General features: G+C 55.7%; 10 protein-coding genes and 4 pseudogenes. 7 read left to right on the top strand and 7 right to left on the bottom strand.

All coding sequences use genetic code 11. The features are described 5' to 3' along the window. Window positions 1–264 carry a hypothetical protein gene (locus CHN51_RS19445; RefSeq protein ID WP_123906196.1) on the top strand — a complete coding sequence of 88 codons (264 nt, stop codon included), beginning with the start codon at window positions 1–3 and terminating at the stop codon, window positions 262–264. Window positions 265–268: 4 nt separating this feature from the next. Further along, window positions 269–1,717 carry an efflux RND transporter permease subunit gene (locus tag CHN51_RS00335; RefSeq protein ID WP_100092251.1) on the top strand — a complete coding sequence of 483 codons (1,449 nt, stop codon included), beginning with the start codon at window positions 269–271 and terminating at the stop codon, window positions 1,715–1,717. Between the two features lie 121 nt (window positions 1,718–1,838). On the opposite strand, the gene istB (CHN51_RS00330) is transcribed toward CHN51_RS00335, so the two are convergent. From istB (CHN51_RS00330) to CHN51_RS00320, 3 genes and pseudogenes are all read right to left on the bottom strand, one after another. Beyond that, window positions 1,839–2,603 (bottom strand): IS21-like element helper ATPase IstB, encoded by a 765-nt coding sequence (gene istB, locus CHN51_RS00330; RefSeq protein ID WP_100092247.1) that lies wholly within the window; start codon window positions 2,601–2,603, stop codon window positions 1,839–1,841. Further along, on the bottom strand, window positions 2,600–4,087 hold the full coding sequence (gene istA, locus CHN51_RS00325; protein WP_123906195.1) for an IS21 family transposase: 1,488 nt from the start codon (window positions 4,085–4,087) through the stop codon (window positions 2,600–2,602). Before istA (CHN51_RS00325) ends, istB (CHN51_RS00330) begins: the two co-directional genes overlap by 4 nt. 118 nt (window positions 4,088–4,205) lie before the next feature. Next, a pseudogene (locus CHN51_RS00320) lies at window positions 4,206–4,978 on the bottom strand (IS256 family transposase); the annotation flags it as partial. A 57-nt stretch (window positions 4,979–5,035) separates the two neighbouring features. On the opposite strand from CHN51_RS00320, the pseudogene CHN51_RS00315 reads away from it, so the two are divergent. Both CHN51_RS00315 and CHN51_RS00310 read left to right on the top strand, forming a co-directional pair. After that, a pseudogene (locus CHN51_RS00315) lies at window positions 5,036–5,350 on the top strand (toprim domain-containing protein); the annotation flags it as partial. Window positions 5,351–5,672: 322 nt separating this feature from the next. Continuing rightward, window positions 5,673–8,402 (top strand): TonB-dependent receptor, encoded by a 2,730-nt coding sequence (locus tag CHN51_RS00310; RefSeq protein ID WP_100092250.1) that lies wholly within the window; start codon window positions 5,673–5,675, stop codon window positions 8,400–8,402. 87 nt (window positions 8,403–8,489) lie between these two features. Here CHN51_RS00310 and CHN51_RS00305 read toward each other — a convergent pair. The 4 genes and pseudogenes from CHN51_RS00305 to CHN51_RS00295 form a co-directional block, all read right to left on the bottom strand. Further along, window positions 8,490–9,115: pseudogene (locus CHN51_RS00305) on the bottom strand (transposase); the annotation flags it as partial. 61 nt (window positions 9,116–9,176) lie between these two features. Further along, window positions 9,177–9,449, bottom strand: a complete 273-nt coding sequence (locus CHN51_RS20065) for a hypothetical protein (RefSeq protein ID WP_240616812.1) — start codon at window positions 9,447–9,449, stop codon at window positions 9,177–9,179. Between the two features lie 187 nt (window positions 9,450–9,636). Further along, window positions 9,637–10,566: a transposase gene (locus CHN51_RS00300; RefSeq protein ID WP_206169919.1), complete on the bottom strand. Its 930-nt coding sequence runs from the start codon at window positions 10,564–10,566 to the stop codon at window positions 9,637–9,639. 342 nt (window positions 10,567–10,908) lie between these two features. After that, window positions 10,909–13,860 (bottom strand): TonB-dependent receptor, encoded by a 2,952-nt coding sequence (locus CHN51_RS00295; protein ID WP_100092249.1) that lies wholly within the window; start codon window positions 13,858–13,860, stop codon window positions 10,909–10,911. Window positions 13,861–14,346: 486 nt separating this feature from the next. On the opposite strand from CHN51_RS00295, the gene istA (CHN51_RS00290) reads away from it, so the two are divergent. The 3 genes and pseudogenes from istA (CHN51_RS00290) to CHN51_RS00280 all read left to right on the top strand — a co-directional run. After that, entirely contained in the window at window positions 14,347–15,834 is a 1,488-nt protein-coding gene (istA, locus tag CHN51_RS00290; protein ID WP_123906195.1) for an IS21 family transposase, read from the top strand. Beyond that, on the top strand, window positions 15,831–16,595 hold the full coding sequence (gene istB, locus CHN51_RS00285) for an IS21-like element helper ATPase IstB (RefSeq protein WP_100092247.1): 765 nt from the start codon (window positions 15,831–15,833) through the stop codon (window positions 16,593–16,595). Before istA (CHN51_RS00290) ends, istB (CHN51_RS00285) begins: the two co-directional genes overlap by 4 nt. A gap of 166 nt (window positions 16,596–16,761) precedes the next feature. Then, window positions 16,762–16,947, top strand: a pseudogene (locus CHN51_RS00280) (IS3 family transposase); the annotation flags it as partial. Between the last annotated feature and the right edge of the window lie 70 nt (window positions 16,948–17,017).

Below are 17,017 nucleotides of genomic sequence, written 5' to 3'. Positions count from 1 at the left end.
GTGCGGGCGCTAATCGAGACGCCGCCAGAATCTGCAATTATTCTTCCTAAATCGGCTGTCAAAGGTGATAGCGCGGCCGCATATATATTCCTGTTCGAGAATGGTATTGCACGCCAAAGGGATGTAAAGGTCGAAAGCATAGATTTCGAACGGGTCAAGGTCACCCAAGGCGTTCAGAGCGGCGAAAAAATCATCCAAAACCCACCATCCACTTTGCGCGATGGGCAAAAAGTAGAGCGCAAGCAAAGAAAGTCTGCACGGTAAGCTGATGTGGATTTCTGATGTCTCGATCCGGCGTCCCGTTTTCGCGACAATGGTGATTGCTTCGCTAGTCGTTCTGGGCCTGTTGAGTTTTGGGAGATTAGGTGTTGATCTGTTCCCCAAAATCGAATTTCCTTATGTTTCGATAACAACGACTTTGCCCGGTGCGTCTCCAGATACGATTGAGACTGAAATAACCGACGTTATCGAGGAAGAGGTCAACAGCGTTTCGGGCATTCGGCAAATGCGCTCAGTCAGCGCCGAAGGCGTCAGTCAGGTGGTGTTGGAGTTTGAGTTGTCGGAAGATGCCGATGTGAAGGCTCAGGATGTCAGGGACCGGGTGGCCAGCATATTAAGCAATTTGCCGGAAGAATCGGACGCGCCTATTGTCGAAAAGCTTGATCCGGACGCAGCGCCGATATTGTCGCTGCTGATAGCAGGAGATGCGCCGGTCCGAGAACTTACAGTCTTTGCAGATGAGGTCGTTAAAGAGAGGCTTCAGCGTATTCGCGGTGTAGGTTCTATCTCAATTGTAGGTGGGCGGGAAAGAGAAATGCGGGTCTGGCTTGATCCTGCAAAGATGCGTTCGAGCGCCGTTAGTGCGGATAATGTTATAACGGCATTGAGAAACGAAAATGCCGAGTTGCCGGGCGGCCGTCTTGAGATTGATGGTCGCAGTAAGCAATATGGAACCAGAACATTGGCGGAAGCCAATACAGCCTCGGAATTTGGCAATCTCGCGGTAGCTTATCGGCCCAACGGACAGGTCACACGGGTCCGCGATATCGGGCGCGTGGAAGACTCGGTCGAGGATGAAACCAGCTATGCCCAGTTGAATGGTCGCCCTGGAGTTGTCCTTGAGGTTCGCAAGCAATCTGGAAGTAATACGGTTGCAATGACCAGGGCAATCAAAGCGGAGATAGAGCAAATCAAGGGCCAGCTACCGAGCGGAGTTGAAATTGTTGTCACGAGAGAGACCGCGAGATTTATCGAATCGGCCATTGGTGATGTCCTGTTTGATTTGATGATCGCGGTGGTATTGGTTGTTTTTGTCACGTTCTTTTTTCTGCTCAGCTGGCGGGCAACTTTTATCGTTATGCTGGCCATCCCGACTTCCGTTATTGCCACGTTCGCTGCCTTTGCTGCCTTCGATTTTACGCTTAATTTCATGACATTATTGGCGCTGACGGTCGCGATTGGATTGCTTGTTGATGACGCTATCGTCGTTGTTGAAGCCGTGCAAAGCGATGTCGATGAAGGTGCTGATCCAATGGAGGCCGCACCAATAGCAACCAAGCGGGTCGCATTGGCGGTGCTTGCCGGGACATTTGCCACGTTGGCAGTGTTTGTGCCTATTGCCTTTATGGAAGGGATAGTCGGACGTTTCTTTTTTCAATATGGCTTGGCGATTGTCAACGGCGGAGTAAAATCAGGCCATATGGCGGCGCAAAAGTAGACCAGTTTTTGGTTGAGCGTGATGGGTGCAAAATGGCGGCGGCCAGTCAGCCGCGCTCCCCAAATAGCTGGCGGTTGACTGGCCGCTTTGGCCCGTCAGGGCCAAATCTGGATTGGCTGGATCAGGTGGCGGCTTTTGCCTTCCGGGCACGGCTTTGGCCGAGTCGATAGCTGTCGCCATTCATCTCGAGGATGTTGACGTGGTGGGTCAGCCGATCGAGCAGTGCTCCGGTCAGACGTTCGGTGCCGAAGGTTTCGGTCCATTCGTCGAATGGCAAATTGCTGGTTATCATCGTGGAGCCGCGCTCATAGCGCTGCGAGATCAGTTCGAACAAGAGCTCTGCACCGGTCTTGGACAATGGCACAAAGCCCAACTCGTCGATGATGAGCAGCTTGACCGCGGCCAGCTGCTTTTGCAGGCGGAGCAGACGGCGCTCGTCTCGGGCTTCCATCATCTCGTTGACCAGCGTCGCGGCGGTGGTGAAGCTGACCGAGAGGCCCTTCTGGCAGGCAGCCAGCCCAAGTCCGAGGGCGACATGGGTCTTGCCTGTGCCGCTCGGGCCAAGGGCGATGACATTCTCGCGCCGGTCGATCCATTCGCAGCGGGCCAGTTCCAGCACCTGCATCTTGTTCAGCTTTGGGATCGCCTTGAAGTCGAAGCTGTCGAGGCTCTTGGTGGCCGGGAATTTCGCGGCCTTGATACGGCGTTCGATCATTCTGCGCTCGCGATCGATCAGCTCCAGCTCGACCAGACGTCCCAGGAACTGGACATGATCCAGCCCCTCGGCGGCGCACTGGCGCGCGAGCTTTTCATACTCGCGCAGGAATGTCGGCAGCTTCAGCGTCTTCAGATGATCGGCCAGCAGGATCTTCGGCGCGTCGGTCATTCCGCCGGCTCCGTCATCAGGGCCATGTAGCTGGCGGCCGATGTGGTCTCGACATTGGCGCGCGGCAGGTAGGGATAGACATCGAGGTCGAGCTTCGGCGGCCGTTTCTCGACATGGCAGAGAACAAGGTGCTTGACGGCATCAAAGCCAATTGCCCCCAATTGCAGGGCCTTCTTCACGGCGGCATGCAGATCGTCGATGTCGAAGGTCTCGAGCAGGCGCAAAACCTGCACGTACTCGCGGCGTCCGGCCTTGATCATCCGCGCCTCCATCAGGCGGCGCAGTGTTGCGAACTCGGGCGGCAGGCTCCATTCAGCCAAGGGAGCTGCTTGGTCCAGGGCGTTGATCTTGCGCTCGATCAGCGGAAGGTAATGCAGCGGATCGAAGACCATGTCCTCGCGGTCGTAGCAGCGGGGATGGCGTGTGATGACTTCGCCGCTGCAGCCAATAACCACCTCGTCGACATAGCCCCTGATCCAGACGTCGCGGTGGCCGTAAGCGACCGGTACCGAGTAATCGTTGGTTTTGTAGCGCACCAGCGCCTGCGAACTGACCCTTCCGGTTGCCTGGTCACAGGCATCGAACGGTGCCGCAGGAAGGCCGGTCATCGCCGCCAGATCCCGCGCGAGGCGTTGACCGATCGTCTCGGACTGGCCCCGCAGGACATCCGCCTGACGTTCGCGGCACTGCTCCTCCAAATAGGCGTTGAACGCCTCCCAGCTCGCAAACCGCGGGATCGGTACCATGAAGTTGCGGCGGGAATAGCCGACCAGCCCTTCCGCGTTACCCTTGTCGTTGCCCTTGCCGGGGCGGCCGTAGCGATCGCGGAACAGGTAGTGCGACAGGAACCCGCTGAAGAGCGTGGCCCGCTTACGCGTTCCGTTCGGAAGAATCTTCGCAACCAGGCAGCGGTCGTTGTCGTAGAGGATCGATATCGGCACCTTGCCGAAGAACGCGAAGGCGTGGACGTGGCCATCAACCCAGGCTTCCGCCGTTGCCGCCGGATAGGCCCGCACAAAGCAGGCATCACTGTGCGGCAGGTCCATGACGAAGAAATGCGCCTTCTGCTCGACACCGCCAATGATGACAACCGCCTCGCCGAAATCGGCCTGGGCATGGCCGGGCCGATGGACCAGCGGCACGAACATCTCGCGACCGCGCCGTTCGCGCTCCCGCATGTAGTCCTTCACGATCGTGTAGCCGCCGGTGAACCCGTGTTCATCGCGGAGCCGGTCGAACACCCGCTTCGCTGTGTGCCGCTGCTTGCGATGAACCCCCAGATCGCCGTCCAGCCAGCCGTCGATAATCCCAGTGAAGCCATCCAGCTTCGGTCGCTTGACCGGTGCCGATCGCCGGTAACCCGGCGGAACCGAGAACGCCATCATCTTGGCTACACTGTCGCGCGAGATGTTGAAATGCCGCGCTGCCTCCCGCTGGCTCATGCCCTCAGCACAGGCCAGCCGAACCTTCCGATATAAATACACAGTAAAAATCCTCCCGCCCTCCCTGTCGCCAGAAAGGGTAAAGGTGGACGACTTTTACACCGCCCGCAGCAAGCTCATCCCGCCGCTACCGTGGCCGACTTTTGCACCGCCGTTCTCACTGCACGACGGCTTCGGGAAATACCGCCGTTATCGCATCGGGAAAGCCCTTGAGACCATCAACGACTGCCAGCATGATATCCTCGGTGCCCCGGTTTTTAAGCTCGTTCATAACGCGCAACCAGAATTTGGCACCTTCATTTTGTTCAATCCACAGGCCGAGAACCTCTTTGCGGCCATCAGCGCGGACGCCAAGCGCGATATGAATAGCTTTGCTGCGAACCATGCCTTCATCGCGGATCTTGACGCGAATGGCGTCGAAAAACACCAGTGGATAGGCCGGATCAAGCGGCCGCTGCTGCCAGGCAGTAACTTCTTCCAGCGCTGCGCGTCTTCCCGTGCCCCCGGCACGGCGCGATGCTCGCCGTCGGTGACAGTCGAGATCAGGTCAGGCGATACGTCGATGCCGTACAGGGCGCGCAGATGCCCGGTGATCTCTCGTGTGCTCATCCCGCGCGCATTCATTGAGATAATCTTCTCATCAAAACCAGGGAACCGGCGCTGGTATTTAGCAATCAACTGCGGATCAAAGCTGCCCTCGCGGTCGCGCGGCACCTCGATCTCGATTTTGCTGCTATCGGTGATGACGCGCTTGCGGCCATAGCCATTGCGGCTGTTGCCTACCTGTTCATCGCCACCCAGATGATGATCCATCTCGGCATTCAACGCCCGTTCGGCGAGCGCCTTCTTCAACGAATCCAGCAACCCTCCCTGATCCAGCGCAGAAGCTGCATCCGATCATGCCAATAGTTGATCCAGTAACTCTGCCGGGATCGTCGGCTCTTTGCGTCGTCACATAGTGGGACTCCTTTTACCCATTATGCCCCACCGCGGCTGTTTCCCGGAAAATTCCATGTGCTTGGCGGGCGGTTGTCAGCACTGGACGGCGTGCGGCCCGAAGACATTGCGATCGACAAGCTGATCAAGCGCGTCGAGCAGGGCGGGATTGACGAAGTCGTTCTGGCGATGAATGCCACTTTGGAGGGTCAGACGACGGCCCATTATATCGCCGAGCGATTGGAAAATTATCCCGTGAGACTCAGTCAGCTGTCGCACGGGATACCGGTGGGCGGTGAGCTGGACTATCTCGATGAGGGGACTCTGGCGCAGGCGTTGCGCTCTCGACGGCCGATAAATAGTGATTGACCCGGTTTCGGTCCAAGCAGTGTTTGGGACGGCCAAAAATTTGCCTGGAAACCATCCAAAATGCGGGGAGATCAGGCCGCGCCAGCTATGACGCTACGTCATCCTGCTCTTATTAATTATTCTCTGTTTCCAGAAGATGCGGGCCATTGGATGTTGGAAGCAAATCGGCTGCTCATTTGTTGCGCCAAAAGTGCCGCATAGGCTGACAATAAAGCCACAGTTTGCAGAAAACGGTGCATTGATGCGAGATTTGGCTATCAAATGTGACGGGCTAGGCTATACATTAATGAGGATAAAAAATAAATTTTCAGGAGAGCATGTTATGAAATTAGCGTTGAATCTATCTGCGTGCGCATTTGCACTTGCAGCAATCACCACCGCCCCCGTTTATGCACAGACGCAATCGGATGCCGCCGACCAAGTTGACGGAAGTGATGAGGGTGCCGTCGATAATAATGTGATCGTGGTGACCGCACAGGGCCGGTCGCAAGCTTTGTCCGATGTTCCTATTGCTGTTTCGGCCATTAACGCGGAACAATTGCAGAAGAGTGGGGCAACCGACATTCGTGAGCTCAACCAGCTTGCGCCTTCATTGCTTGTGTCATCGACCGGAAACGAAGCCAATGGCTCTGCCCGTATTCGCGGTATCGGTACCGTGGGTGACAACCCCGGACTGGAAAGCTCCGTGGCCGTGTTCATCGATGGTGTCTATCGTTCGCGTAGTGGTAATGCGCTCAGCGAACTTGGCCCGATTGATCGGATCGAAGTTCTGCGGGGTCCGCAAGGAACATTGGGTGGCCGCAACTCTTCTGCCGGTATGATCAGCATTACCACTGCCGCCCCTGAATTTACATTCTCAGGACATGCCGCAGCATCCTACGGCAATTACAACCAGATACGTCTGGAAGGGGGCATTAATGGCCCGTTGAGCGATACGATTGCTGCGCGCGTCGACGGCGTTTATTTGAAGCGCGACGGCTTTTACAATGATGTTGTAAACGGAACCGACGTCAATAACAAAGACCGGTTTCTTGTGCGTGGCCAGCTGTTGTTTGAGCCAAAGGATGGACTGACGGTCCGGGTGATTGGTGACTATTCAAAGAAAGACGAATCCTGCTGTGCAGCGACGTTCGTCCAGCCTGAATTTGCGCAGCGGGCAAGAGTAAGCCCGGGACTTGATCCTTTCGCTCTTCCACAGCCTGGTGCGCCCGCTCTTACCGACACGGCGAATCCGATCATACCGGTGCTGTTGGCGCTCGGTCAAAACAGCAACGCGCTTACGCAAAGTACGTTCAACCGGGATATCTATGTCACACCCGGTCGTTCATATGCCGGTGAAACCGAGGATTTTGGCGCTTCGGTTGAACTCAATGCCGAACTGGGTGAGATGAACTTCACGTCGATCACCGGATATCGTGAATATTCCAACTTTCAGGGTAGTGATACCGATTACACACAGGTAGATATCCTTTATCGCGAGCCGAATGAAAATGCCGGTGCTCGTGAGTTTAAAACCTTTACGCAAGAACTGCGACTGCAGGGTTCGGCGTTCGACGACAAGCTGGATTGGTTGGTCGGCGGTTTTTACGCCAACGAAAAGCTTGAGGTACGAGATAATCTGCGCTTTGGTTCGCAATATGGTGCCTTCGCACCATGCCGTGTCGTCAATGCCGTTAACCCGGCCCTTGCATCTCCAACCAGCACAGGCTGTCTAAGCGCTGGCGGCAGGGCTGCATTGCAAGCCGCAAATGGAGGTGCTGGCGCATTCGGTGCAGCGACACCGTTGATTTTTGCCGGTCTGGACAATCTGGCTCAGATCAATGACAAGGGAACGGTGCTCGACACATATAATCAGAAAAGCGAAAATTTTGCTTTTTTCACCCACAATATCTTCCACGTTACCGACAAGCTCGATCTGACTTTGGGACTGCGCTATACCAATGAAACCAAGGATTTTAACGCAGCCTTCACCAACGACAATACGATGTGTCCGATCCAGCGGGCATTGTTCACTCCCTTACTTAGCGGAGGACTTGGTGCATTGGCAGGCGGTCTGATCGGTCTGTCCTGTCAGGGCAACTCAACCTCTGAACTGGATGGCGTATCGCTGGCCGATAGCCGGAGCGAGAGCGAATTTACCGGCACAGCCATTTTGTCCTACAAGCCAACCGACGACCTGCTGATTTATGGTAGCTACTCGCGCGGTTATAAAGCTGGTGGTTTCAACCTGGACCGGTCTGCGCTGACCAGTTCAACTTTGGGCAATCCGGCAGTGACGGGCAGCACCGCCAATCTCCAGTTTGACCAGGAAACGGTAGATGCATTTGAAATCGGTGCAAAATATTCGACCCGTGAATTTTCGCTGAGCGTGGCGGCATTCCGTCAGCAGTTTGACAATTTCCAGCTGAATACGTTCAATGGCTCCGCTTATGTGGTTCAGAATGTAAACGCGTGTAGCGATGATCTCGGTGGTGCGGATCGCGATGCCAGCGGCGCAACGGGCAATTGTACCCCGGATAACGTCAAATATGGCGTTGTCGCGCAGGGTGTCGAACTGGAAGCGTCGATCAACCCGATCAGAGACGTGAATATCTCGATGGGCCTGATTTATACCGATACCAGCTATGAAAATAATCTGGTTGGCCGTGATACTGGCTCTCCACTCGATCCGGCTTTGCGCCTGCTGCCAGGCGACAATCTGTCCAACGCGCCTGAAATCACTGCTACGGCGTCATTGTCCTATACCCCGCCAATCGGAAATAGCGGGCTGACCGGTCTATTCTATGTGAACGCTCGTACGACCAGCGACTATAACACCGGTTCGGATTTGCTGTATGGCAAGGAACAGGACGGGTTCACGCTGGTGAATGCGCGTATCGGTATCCGTGGTCCGGATGATCTATGGGCGATCGAAGGCTGGGCACAAAATGTCTTCAATGTTGGTTATTCGCAGGTTGCGTTCAACACGCCATTTGTCGCATCGCAGCAGACCTATTCGGCTTTCCTTGCGGAACCAAGAACCTATGGCATCACATTGCGTGGCCAGTTCTAACACTACTTTGGCAGATTTGTGAGCGAGCGATGAGAGATGCAGTGTCCGCACTGTGGACACGTCAGATCAGGAGGTTTGGCGAGGCGTTCAATGATGGCCTGCCTGATCGTCGGCAGGCTCGGCTGTGGTGGCGACCCGGCGATTCTTTTTTCCCCCTTGGCCTGCTTGAGGAGGCGGGATTGCAGGAAGGCCAAGGCAATCATCGACATCAGCGCATGTCGGTGAAGCCCCTTCCATGATCGGCCTTCGAAGTGATCGAGGCCGAGCTCTTCCTTGAGTTGCTGATGTCCCTGTTCGCAGACCCAACGGGCCTTGATGGCTCCGGCAAGCGGCTTGATCGGCGTGTCGGAGGACAGGTTGGGGAGGTAGTATTTGCGCTCGCCGGTTGAGCGATGTGCGCCGACCAGCCACACTTCCTCGCCGGGCAGATGTTGCGCGCCACTGTTCCGGATGCGTTGAGGCGGGCCATCGGCAACTCGCACGCGAACGGCGGCGAAGCGTGCCGAGAGCAGCCCCTTGGTTCCGCGCCGCCAACTGACCTTGCGCCACTTTGCTACCTCCAACATCGCCTTTGCCGATACCGATGTAGCGTCGGGAATGTGCCGCTTGCGGGGGCGACCACGCCCGGCGACGGGAAAAATCATCGCCACGTCGGCGGGATAGACTTTCTGCTTGTACGGGATGCCGACGGCCCATGTGAGGCCGCGTGCACTTGCCCAACATTGATACGTATTGAGGGGCCACACCCACGTAAGCGTGGCGAGGACCTTCCAATTACCCACAAGTCTTACGGATGGCGTTGGCACCGATTTTGATGTCCATGAGGCGGGTCCATCCTCGCCAGATCACAATGTTACCTGGAGACGGGTCATTGGCGCGAGCGAGATAGCCGCCGAGCCGCGCGATTTCGTACAGGTAATCGGATATGGTTCTGAGCCTGGGCACCTTCTTTCTGGAAGCCACAAGATGATCGATCAGGACGATTTCGTCATCGGTCAGCGCGAGCCTGGGTGATGCGGAAGGCGCGGCGCGATTGATCATGGTCATCCAGAAGATGCGCCATGACAGGATGCAGAATATTGCGATCAGATTGACAAGTCGATCGGCAGTCCGGAGCCGTGCATCCTCAGCCCGACAGCCGGATTTTAGTATCTTGTGGAAAAGCTCGATCTTCCAGCGTTGGGCGTACCAGTCGAGCTTTTCAATCGCTTCGGCAGGCGTTGTTACCGGCAGATCAGTGATAAGCCTCCAATCGATAGGGGGCCCGCCCTTCAGGTGCTCTACACTCACGGGCATGCAGGATGGTAAGGTTGAGAGACGGATAGCGCTTTTGCTTGCCGATCGGTGGCAACACCTGGATCCGTCTATAGCGTAACTCAATGTCGGCATGATCGTCCTTGTCGATGACGACCCGTTGCATGCCCTGCACGGAAACCTCGCTCATTTCGTCGGCAATGGTGTGGTCACCGTCACCGGCCAGACGATCGACACAGGTGCGGACCAGAAAATGTGTGCCGAGTGCCTGCGCTTCGCAAAAGAATTCGTAAATGTCGTTCTCCCGGTCGCCGATGTGGACCAGTCGCTCGGACTCGCCCAGCATAGCGGTCGACTGACGCATGTTCTCGAGCCAGCGGTAGCTTTCCTTCTCCTCGTTCGGCACACGCGTAGGATTGATCCTTCGTTTCAGCGCGTTGGTGCCCTTGAATTTGGTGCGGGTCCAGAATTTCGCTGCTGTCAGACCCAGCGGCAATCCCTCGGTCGTGATCGCAAGGCTAGAATGCATGAGCAGGCCACAGACCGTATGAAGTCGCAGCCTGCCATTTTCATCGCGTCGGCTGGGTGCCAGGCCGATTGCACCGATTTTTTCCGGCGCGCGGCGTTGATAGGAGAATTCAGTGGTGTCCTGTAGAACGAGGATTGGCCCTTCAAGCGTTCCAACACGCGCTCGCGTTGCTTGAAAATGGCCGGCGAGGATTTCGCCTTCGTTCACTGAGCCGTTAGACAGGAAGCGGTAAGCTGCCTTGGTATTGGCCCAGTCCTGACAGGCCATCGGGATCGGTGCGCCAATCGCTCCTGCCATCTGCGCAAGCATCGTTCTAAGCCGCTCGCCCAGACGCTTGTCGCGAAATGCGCCGATATCAACTTCCCCATCGGCCCATCTCACTGCGTCGAAACCAGAATTCCCCCTTGTGCACCCCGTCAGCTATTTCAGGTGCCAGAGGATGAATCATACCCGATTCCACGTGAGCAAGGTCCGCGCGGCCAATGGAATCACACGTGCGACGACTTGTGGGTAATTGGAAGGTCCTTGCCACGCTTACAGCACGCCTCGCCCTTGGGAGTTAGTCTCCATGCACGGCTTTCCTGATCGCAAAATGGCTGCCAATTTCGAGATATATCTAAAATCCGGATCAGGTCGCGCTTTCGCCAAAAGGCATCTTAGATGATCAAAAAAAGCCCCGCCGGTTTCCCGGCAGGGCTTTCTTCATATCATGGTCGCTTCAGATCAGAACTTGAAGCCAGCTCCAATACCATAGCGGCGTGGCTCAAGTGAGAAGATATTCGTGTACAAGCCCGACGACTGATCGGTGACATATAGTCCGGTCTCCGAGTTGCTGTCGAAAATATTCTGGACAAATCCACGAACATACCAGCGGTCATCCGTACCGTTCAACTGAATCTGGGCGTTTGCTTGCGCATAACCTTTGATCCGGTTGACATTGCCGTTGAAGATACTGCCGAAACTTTCACCGGTATAAGCAAGGTCAACACGCGGGACCAGACTCATGCCATTGTCAAAGTTCATGGTATATTGCACGCCAGTGGAGAATTTCAGCTGAGGTGCCTGTGGCAACTGGTTCCCACGAATGTTCTTGGGAACACCGGCAGAGAAATACTCGATCCCGCCAAAGGCTGCCGGAACAACGCCTGCACCAGCAAAAGCTCCTTGGGCCGCTGCGTCCAGCACAGCGCAAATACCAAAGGCACCGGTTGAAGCAATGCCACCATCAGCAGGGAATGCCGTGGTTGGTTGCAGGCCTGCTCCAGGTGCAAGTCCCGGCACCAGACCGGCATTGATCGCACCATTTATCGTGTTGACAAAAGCATTTACACCAGCTGCATTTCCGGACGTGGAAGCCACCGCACAATTGGATGCATTGGTAATATCCTGGATGATGACCGCATCCGACCGGCCTCCGCCAAAATCGCGCGGATCGCTGTTAAACGTATCGCCCTTGACCTTGGTGTGCAGATAGCTGAAGCCCATGTTGATCATCCAGTCCGGATCAGGACGAATGACTGCCTCGACTTCCGCACCGTAAATATCGGCATCGATATTTTCGTTTACAGCGGTCCGAGCAACAATCTTGCTGAGCTGCAAACCCTTATATTTATAGTAGAATGCAGTCAGGTTGAGTTGCAGAGCCCCATCGCCAAATGTATTTTTCGATCCGATTTCAAACGCATCGACCTGCTCGGGCCGGAAGGATTCCGGAGCTGCGAAAATTGGCTGCAGTGGCGGATTTATACCACCTGACTTATAACCGCGAGAATAGGATGCATAGATCAGATTGTCGTCGGTGATTTTATAATCAAGCACCGCACGGCCAGTGATTTCATTGAACTTGACCTCCCGATTCTGGAAAAGTTGATTACCGGGTATACCTGGATCGGCATCCAAAGATCCGACGAATGGTGATTCAAACGCATCGGTTGTTTGACTATATGGCACAAGGAAGTCTGCCAGCGTTGTACGCGCTCTAACTTTTTTCTTGTCGTTGTTGTAACGCAGTCCACCCGTCAGTTTCAGCTTGTCGCTGATATCGAAATAGACTTCGCCGAACAGGCCATAGGATTTGACCGTCAGATCATCCGAATGGTTGCGATAATATGGCGTGCCGAGGAATGAAGGCGGCAAGCCATCGGCAAGCGAAATGAAGCTACCGAGCAAACCTGCCCCATAATCGAGCCCGAAGGCGTTCACATAATAGCTGTTCTCGGTCAGATGAGAGTCGGCATAAATACCGCCGACCAGGAAGTTGAACGGACCATCCAGATCGCTTGAGATGATCGCCTCGACGGACCAACTGCTGTTATCCAGATTCGACCGGTCAAATTGAAGCGGTGTTGCGTCGCAAATGCTGTTGCCCCCAAATACCCCGAGACCGGTGGTATCAGTATCTGAAGTACAAAGCACGCCGTTCGGTCCATCCGGAATGATCGCAGAAGCAAGAGGTGCAAAATAAGCTGCAGGAAGACCTGGGATCGCACCAGCTGCAGCTGCAGCAAGCGTGTTTAATCCAGTTGCATAAATATCCCTACGGCCAATATTGTTGTTATAGTCCTGCCGAGAATCCAGCTTGACCTTCTGGTAGGTACCGGAAAGTTGCGCGCTGATCGGCCCGAAGTCATGTTCGATCTTGCCCTGGAACGTCAACTCGCTGGCAAAATATTCCGGCGTGAAGGCCGTGTTGACCGTCCGCGGATCCGCGGGAACGGAAACACCTGCATATTGGTCTGGACCGTAAAGACTACCGAGAGCAAAAGCCGTTGGAATACCCTGAGTTGCAAGGAATTCGCGCGACGATAATGTAGCCGCAATAGTCGAGTTCGCGTTGAACGATTCTGCATTGCGAGAACTGTTCAGACAACCCAAAATACCTGTAGGGTCACGTTGACAATATTGCTTCTGAATCCGCATACGATTGTCATCTTCGCGGAAATATGAAGCATAAAGGTCAATCGTCGTATCCGCAGTTGGTTCGAAACGCAGCGAACCACGCACCGAATACATATCCCGGTCATCAAGATCAGGGCCGCCGTTAAGATTGGTGGTATAACCATCGCGTTTTACATAAACGCCGGCACCACGGAATGCGATATTGTCACCGATGGGAATGTTGACCATGCCCTTGACTTTGATCGCGTTATAATTGCCATATTCGGCATCGCCGGATGCCTTGAACTCTCCCATTTGTGGCTTGGCAGTGACAACATTGACCACACCCGCGGTCGCATTGCGTCCGAACAACGTGCCTTGCGGACCGCGCAGCACTTCGACGCGTTCGAGATCGAAAAATTCTGTTTCAAAAAGTCGCGTCGCGAAAAGAGGCGAATCGTTCAGGTGAATGGCGGTTGCCTGATCACACGACGCGCCGACACAAAGATCGCCGATCCCGCGAATTGTAAAACTGGAACTGACAAAATTGGTTTTGGTAAAGGTGATGTTCGGGAGCGTTAGCTGGAGATCGGAACTGTTCTCGATCTGTTGGGCTTCCAAGGCTGCCCCGGAAAATGCGGAAACCGCAATCGGTACATCCTGAGCACTTTGTGCCTGCCTCTGCGCGGTCACGATAATGACATTGCTATCAATGGTACCATCATCACGGTCCTGCGCCATGGCAGGTACGGACATTGTAGATATAGCTGTGGCGGCTAATAATAACGATTTACGCATTTCTCTCTCCCAAATCCCAACATTTTATCGGAGAGTGATATTTTTACGCACCCCCCCCCCCCATTCCGTTATTACTTAACTAATCGCTCGATTAAGTCCAGGCTCAAATCGTGAAACATCTAGTTTTGCTCCATTTTAGCACGATACACAGGCAAATTGATGCAATTTTGCTACAAAAAAGCCCTGCCGATTTCTCGGCAGGGCCATATTTTGTAATTTTAATGTCTCACCTTTGAAGGAAACTCACCAGCTTATAGCTGGTAGAAGACTTCAGCCGTTATTGTTTGCTCAGCACTATCCTCCAGAAAATGACCGGCTCGCAGGCGAAGTCATTTTCTGGAGGATAGTGCTTATGCCATATTCACGCGTGAGAACGGCGGTGCAAAAGTCGGCCACGGTAGCGGCGGGATGAGCTTGCTGCGGGCGGTGTAAAAGTCGTCCACCTTTACCCTTTCTGGCGACAGGGAGGGCGGGAGGATTTTTACTGTGTATTTATATCGGAAGGTTCGGCTGGCCTGTGCTGAGGGCATGAGCCAGCGGGAGGCAGCGCGGCATTTCAACATCTCGCGCGACAGTGTAGCCAAGATGATGGCGTTCTCGGTTCCGCCGGGTTACCGGCGATCGGCACCGGTCAAGCGACCGAAGCTGGATGGCTTCACTGGGATTATCGACGGCTGGCTGGACGGCGATCTGGGGGTTCATCGCAAGCAGCGGCACACAGCGAAGCGGGTGTTCGACCGGCTCCGCGATGAACACGGGTTCACCGGCGGCTACACGATCGTGAAGGACTACATGCGGGAGCGCGAACGGCGCGGTCGCGAGATGTTCGTGCCGCTGGTCCATCGGCCCGGCCATGCCCAGGCCGATTTCGGCGAGGCGGTTGTCATCATTGGCGGTGTCGAGCAGAAGGCGCATTTCTTCGTCATGGACCTGCCGCACAGTGATGCCTGCTTTGTGCGGGCCTATCCGGCGGCAACGGCGGAAGCCTGGGTTGATGGCCACGTCCACGCCTTCGCGTTCTTCGGCAAGGTGCCGATATCGATCCTCTACGACAACGACCGCTGCCTGGTTGCGAAGATTCTTCCGAACGGAACGCGTAAGCGGGCCACGCTCTTCAGCGGGTTCCTGTCGCACTACCTGTTCCGCGATCGCTACGGCCGCCCCGGCAAGGGCAACGACAAGGGTAACGCGGAAGGGCTGGTCGGCTATTCCCGCCGCAACTTCATGGTACCGATCCCGCGGTTTGCGAGCTGGGAGGCGTTCAACGCCTATTTGGAGGAGCAGTGCCGCGAACGTCAGGCGGATGTCCTGCGGGGCCAGTCCGAGACGATCGGTCAACGCCTCGCGCGGGATCTGGCGGCGATGACCGGCCTTCCTGCGGCACCGTTCGATGCCTGTGACCAGGCAACCGGAAGGGTCAGTTCGCAGGCGCTGGTGCGCTACAAAACCAACGATTACTCGGTACCGGTCGCTTACGGCCACCGCGACGTCTGGATCAGGGGCTATGTCGACGAGGTGGTTATTGGCTGCAGCGGCGAAGTCATCACACGCCATCCCCGCTGCTACGACCGCGAGGACATGGTCTTCGATCCGCTGCATTACCTTCCGCTGATCGAGCGCAAGATCAACGCCCTGGACCAAGCAGCTCCCTTGGCTGAATGGAGCCTGCCGCCCGAGTTCGCAACACTGCGCCGCCTGATGGAGGCGCGGATGATCAAGGCCGGACGCCGCGAGTACGTGCAGGTTTTGCGCCTGCTCGAGACCTTCGACATCGACGATCTGCATGCCGCCGTGAAGAAGGCCCTGCAATTGGGGGCAATTGGCTTTGATGCCGTCAAGCACCTTGTTCTCTGCCATGTCGAGAAACGGCCGCCGAAGCTCGACCTCGATGTCTATCCCTACCTGCCGCGCGCCAATGTCGAGACCACATCGGCCGCCAGCTACATGGCCCTGATGACGGAGCCGGCGGAATGACCGACGCGCCGAAGATCCTGCTGGCCGATCATCTGAAGACGCTGAAGCTGCCGACATTCCTGCGCGAGTATGAAAAGCTCGCGCGCCAGTGCGCCGCCGAGGGGCTGGATCATGTCCAGTTCCTGGGACGTCTGGTCGAGCTGGAGCTGATCGATCGCGAGCGCAGAATGATCGAACGCCGTATCAAGGCCGCGAAATTCCCGGCCACCAAGAGCCTCGACAGCTTCGACTTCAAGGCGATCCCAAAGCTGAACAAGATGCAGGTGCTGGAACTGGCCCGCTGCGAATGGATCGACCGGCGCGAGAATGTCATCGCCCTTGGCCCGAGCGGCACAGGCAAGACCCATGTCGCCCTCGGACTTGGGCTGGCTGCCTGCCAGAAGGGCCTCTCGGTCAGCTTCACCACCGCCGCGACGCTGGTCAACGAGATGATGGAAGCCCGAGACGAGCGCCGTCTGCTCCGCCTGCAAAAGCAGCTGGCCGCGGTCAAGCTGCTCATCATCGACGAGTTGGGCTTTGTGCCATTGTCCAAGACCGGTGCAGAGCTCTTGTTCGAACTGATCTCGCAGCGCTATGAGCGCGGCTCCACGATGATAACCAGCAATTTGCCATTCGACGAATGGACCGAAACCTTCGGCACCGAACGTCTGACCGGAGCACTGCTCGATCGGCTGACCCACCACGTCAACATCCTCGAGATGAATGGCGACAGCTATCGACTCGGCCAAAGCCGTGCCCGGAAGGCAAAAGCCGCCACCTGATCCAGCCAATCCAGATTTGGCCCTGACGGGCCAAAGCGGCCAGTCAACCGCCAGCTATTTGGGGAGCGCGGCTGACTGGCCGCCGCCATTTTGCACCCATCACGCTCAACCAAAAACTGGTCTACTTTTGCGCCGCCATATGGCCTGATTTTACTCCGCCGTTGACAATTATGACAGCCATGCCCAGCTGACCGCGCATCTCAACGACTTCATTGACGCCTACAATTATGGTCGGCGGCTGAAGACCCTCAAGAGACTCACACCCTTCGAATACATCTGCAAAATGTGGACAACTGAACCAAACAGATTTACACTTAATCCAACTCATCAAATGCCTAGACTAAACACCTAGCTTCAAATCAAGGTATCAAAATTCATATTTGGTATTCTCGACCACCCAATTCATCGAAGATATGACAGGT

It is taken from the genome of Sphingorhabdus sp. YGSMI21 (genome assembly GCF_002776575.1).
Taxonomy (GTDB): Bacteria; Pseudomonadota; Alphaproteobacteria; order Sphingomonadales; family Sphingomonadaceae; genus Parasphingorhabdus.
This window is presented reverse-complemented; position numbering and strand designations above follow the sequence as displayed.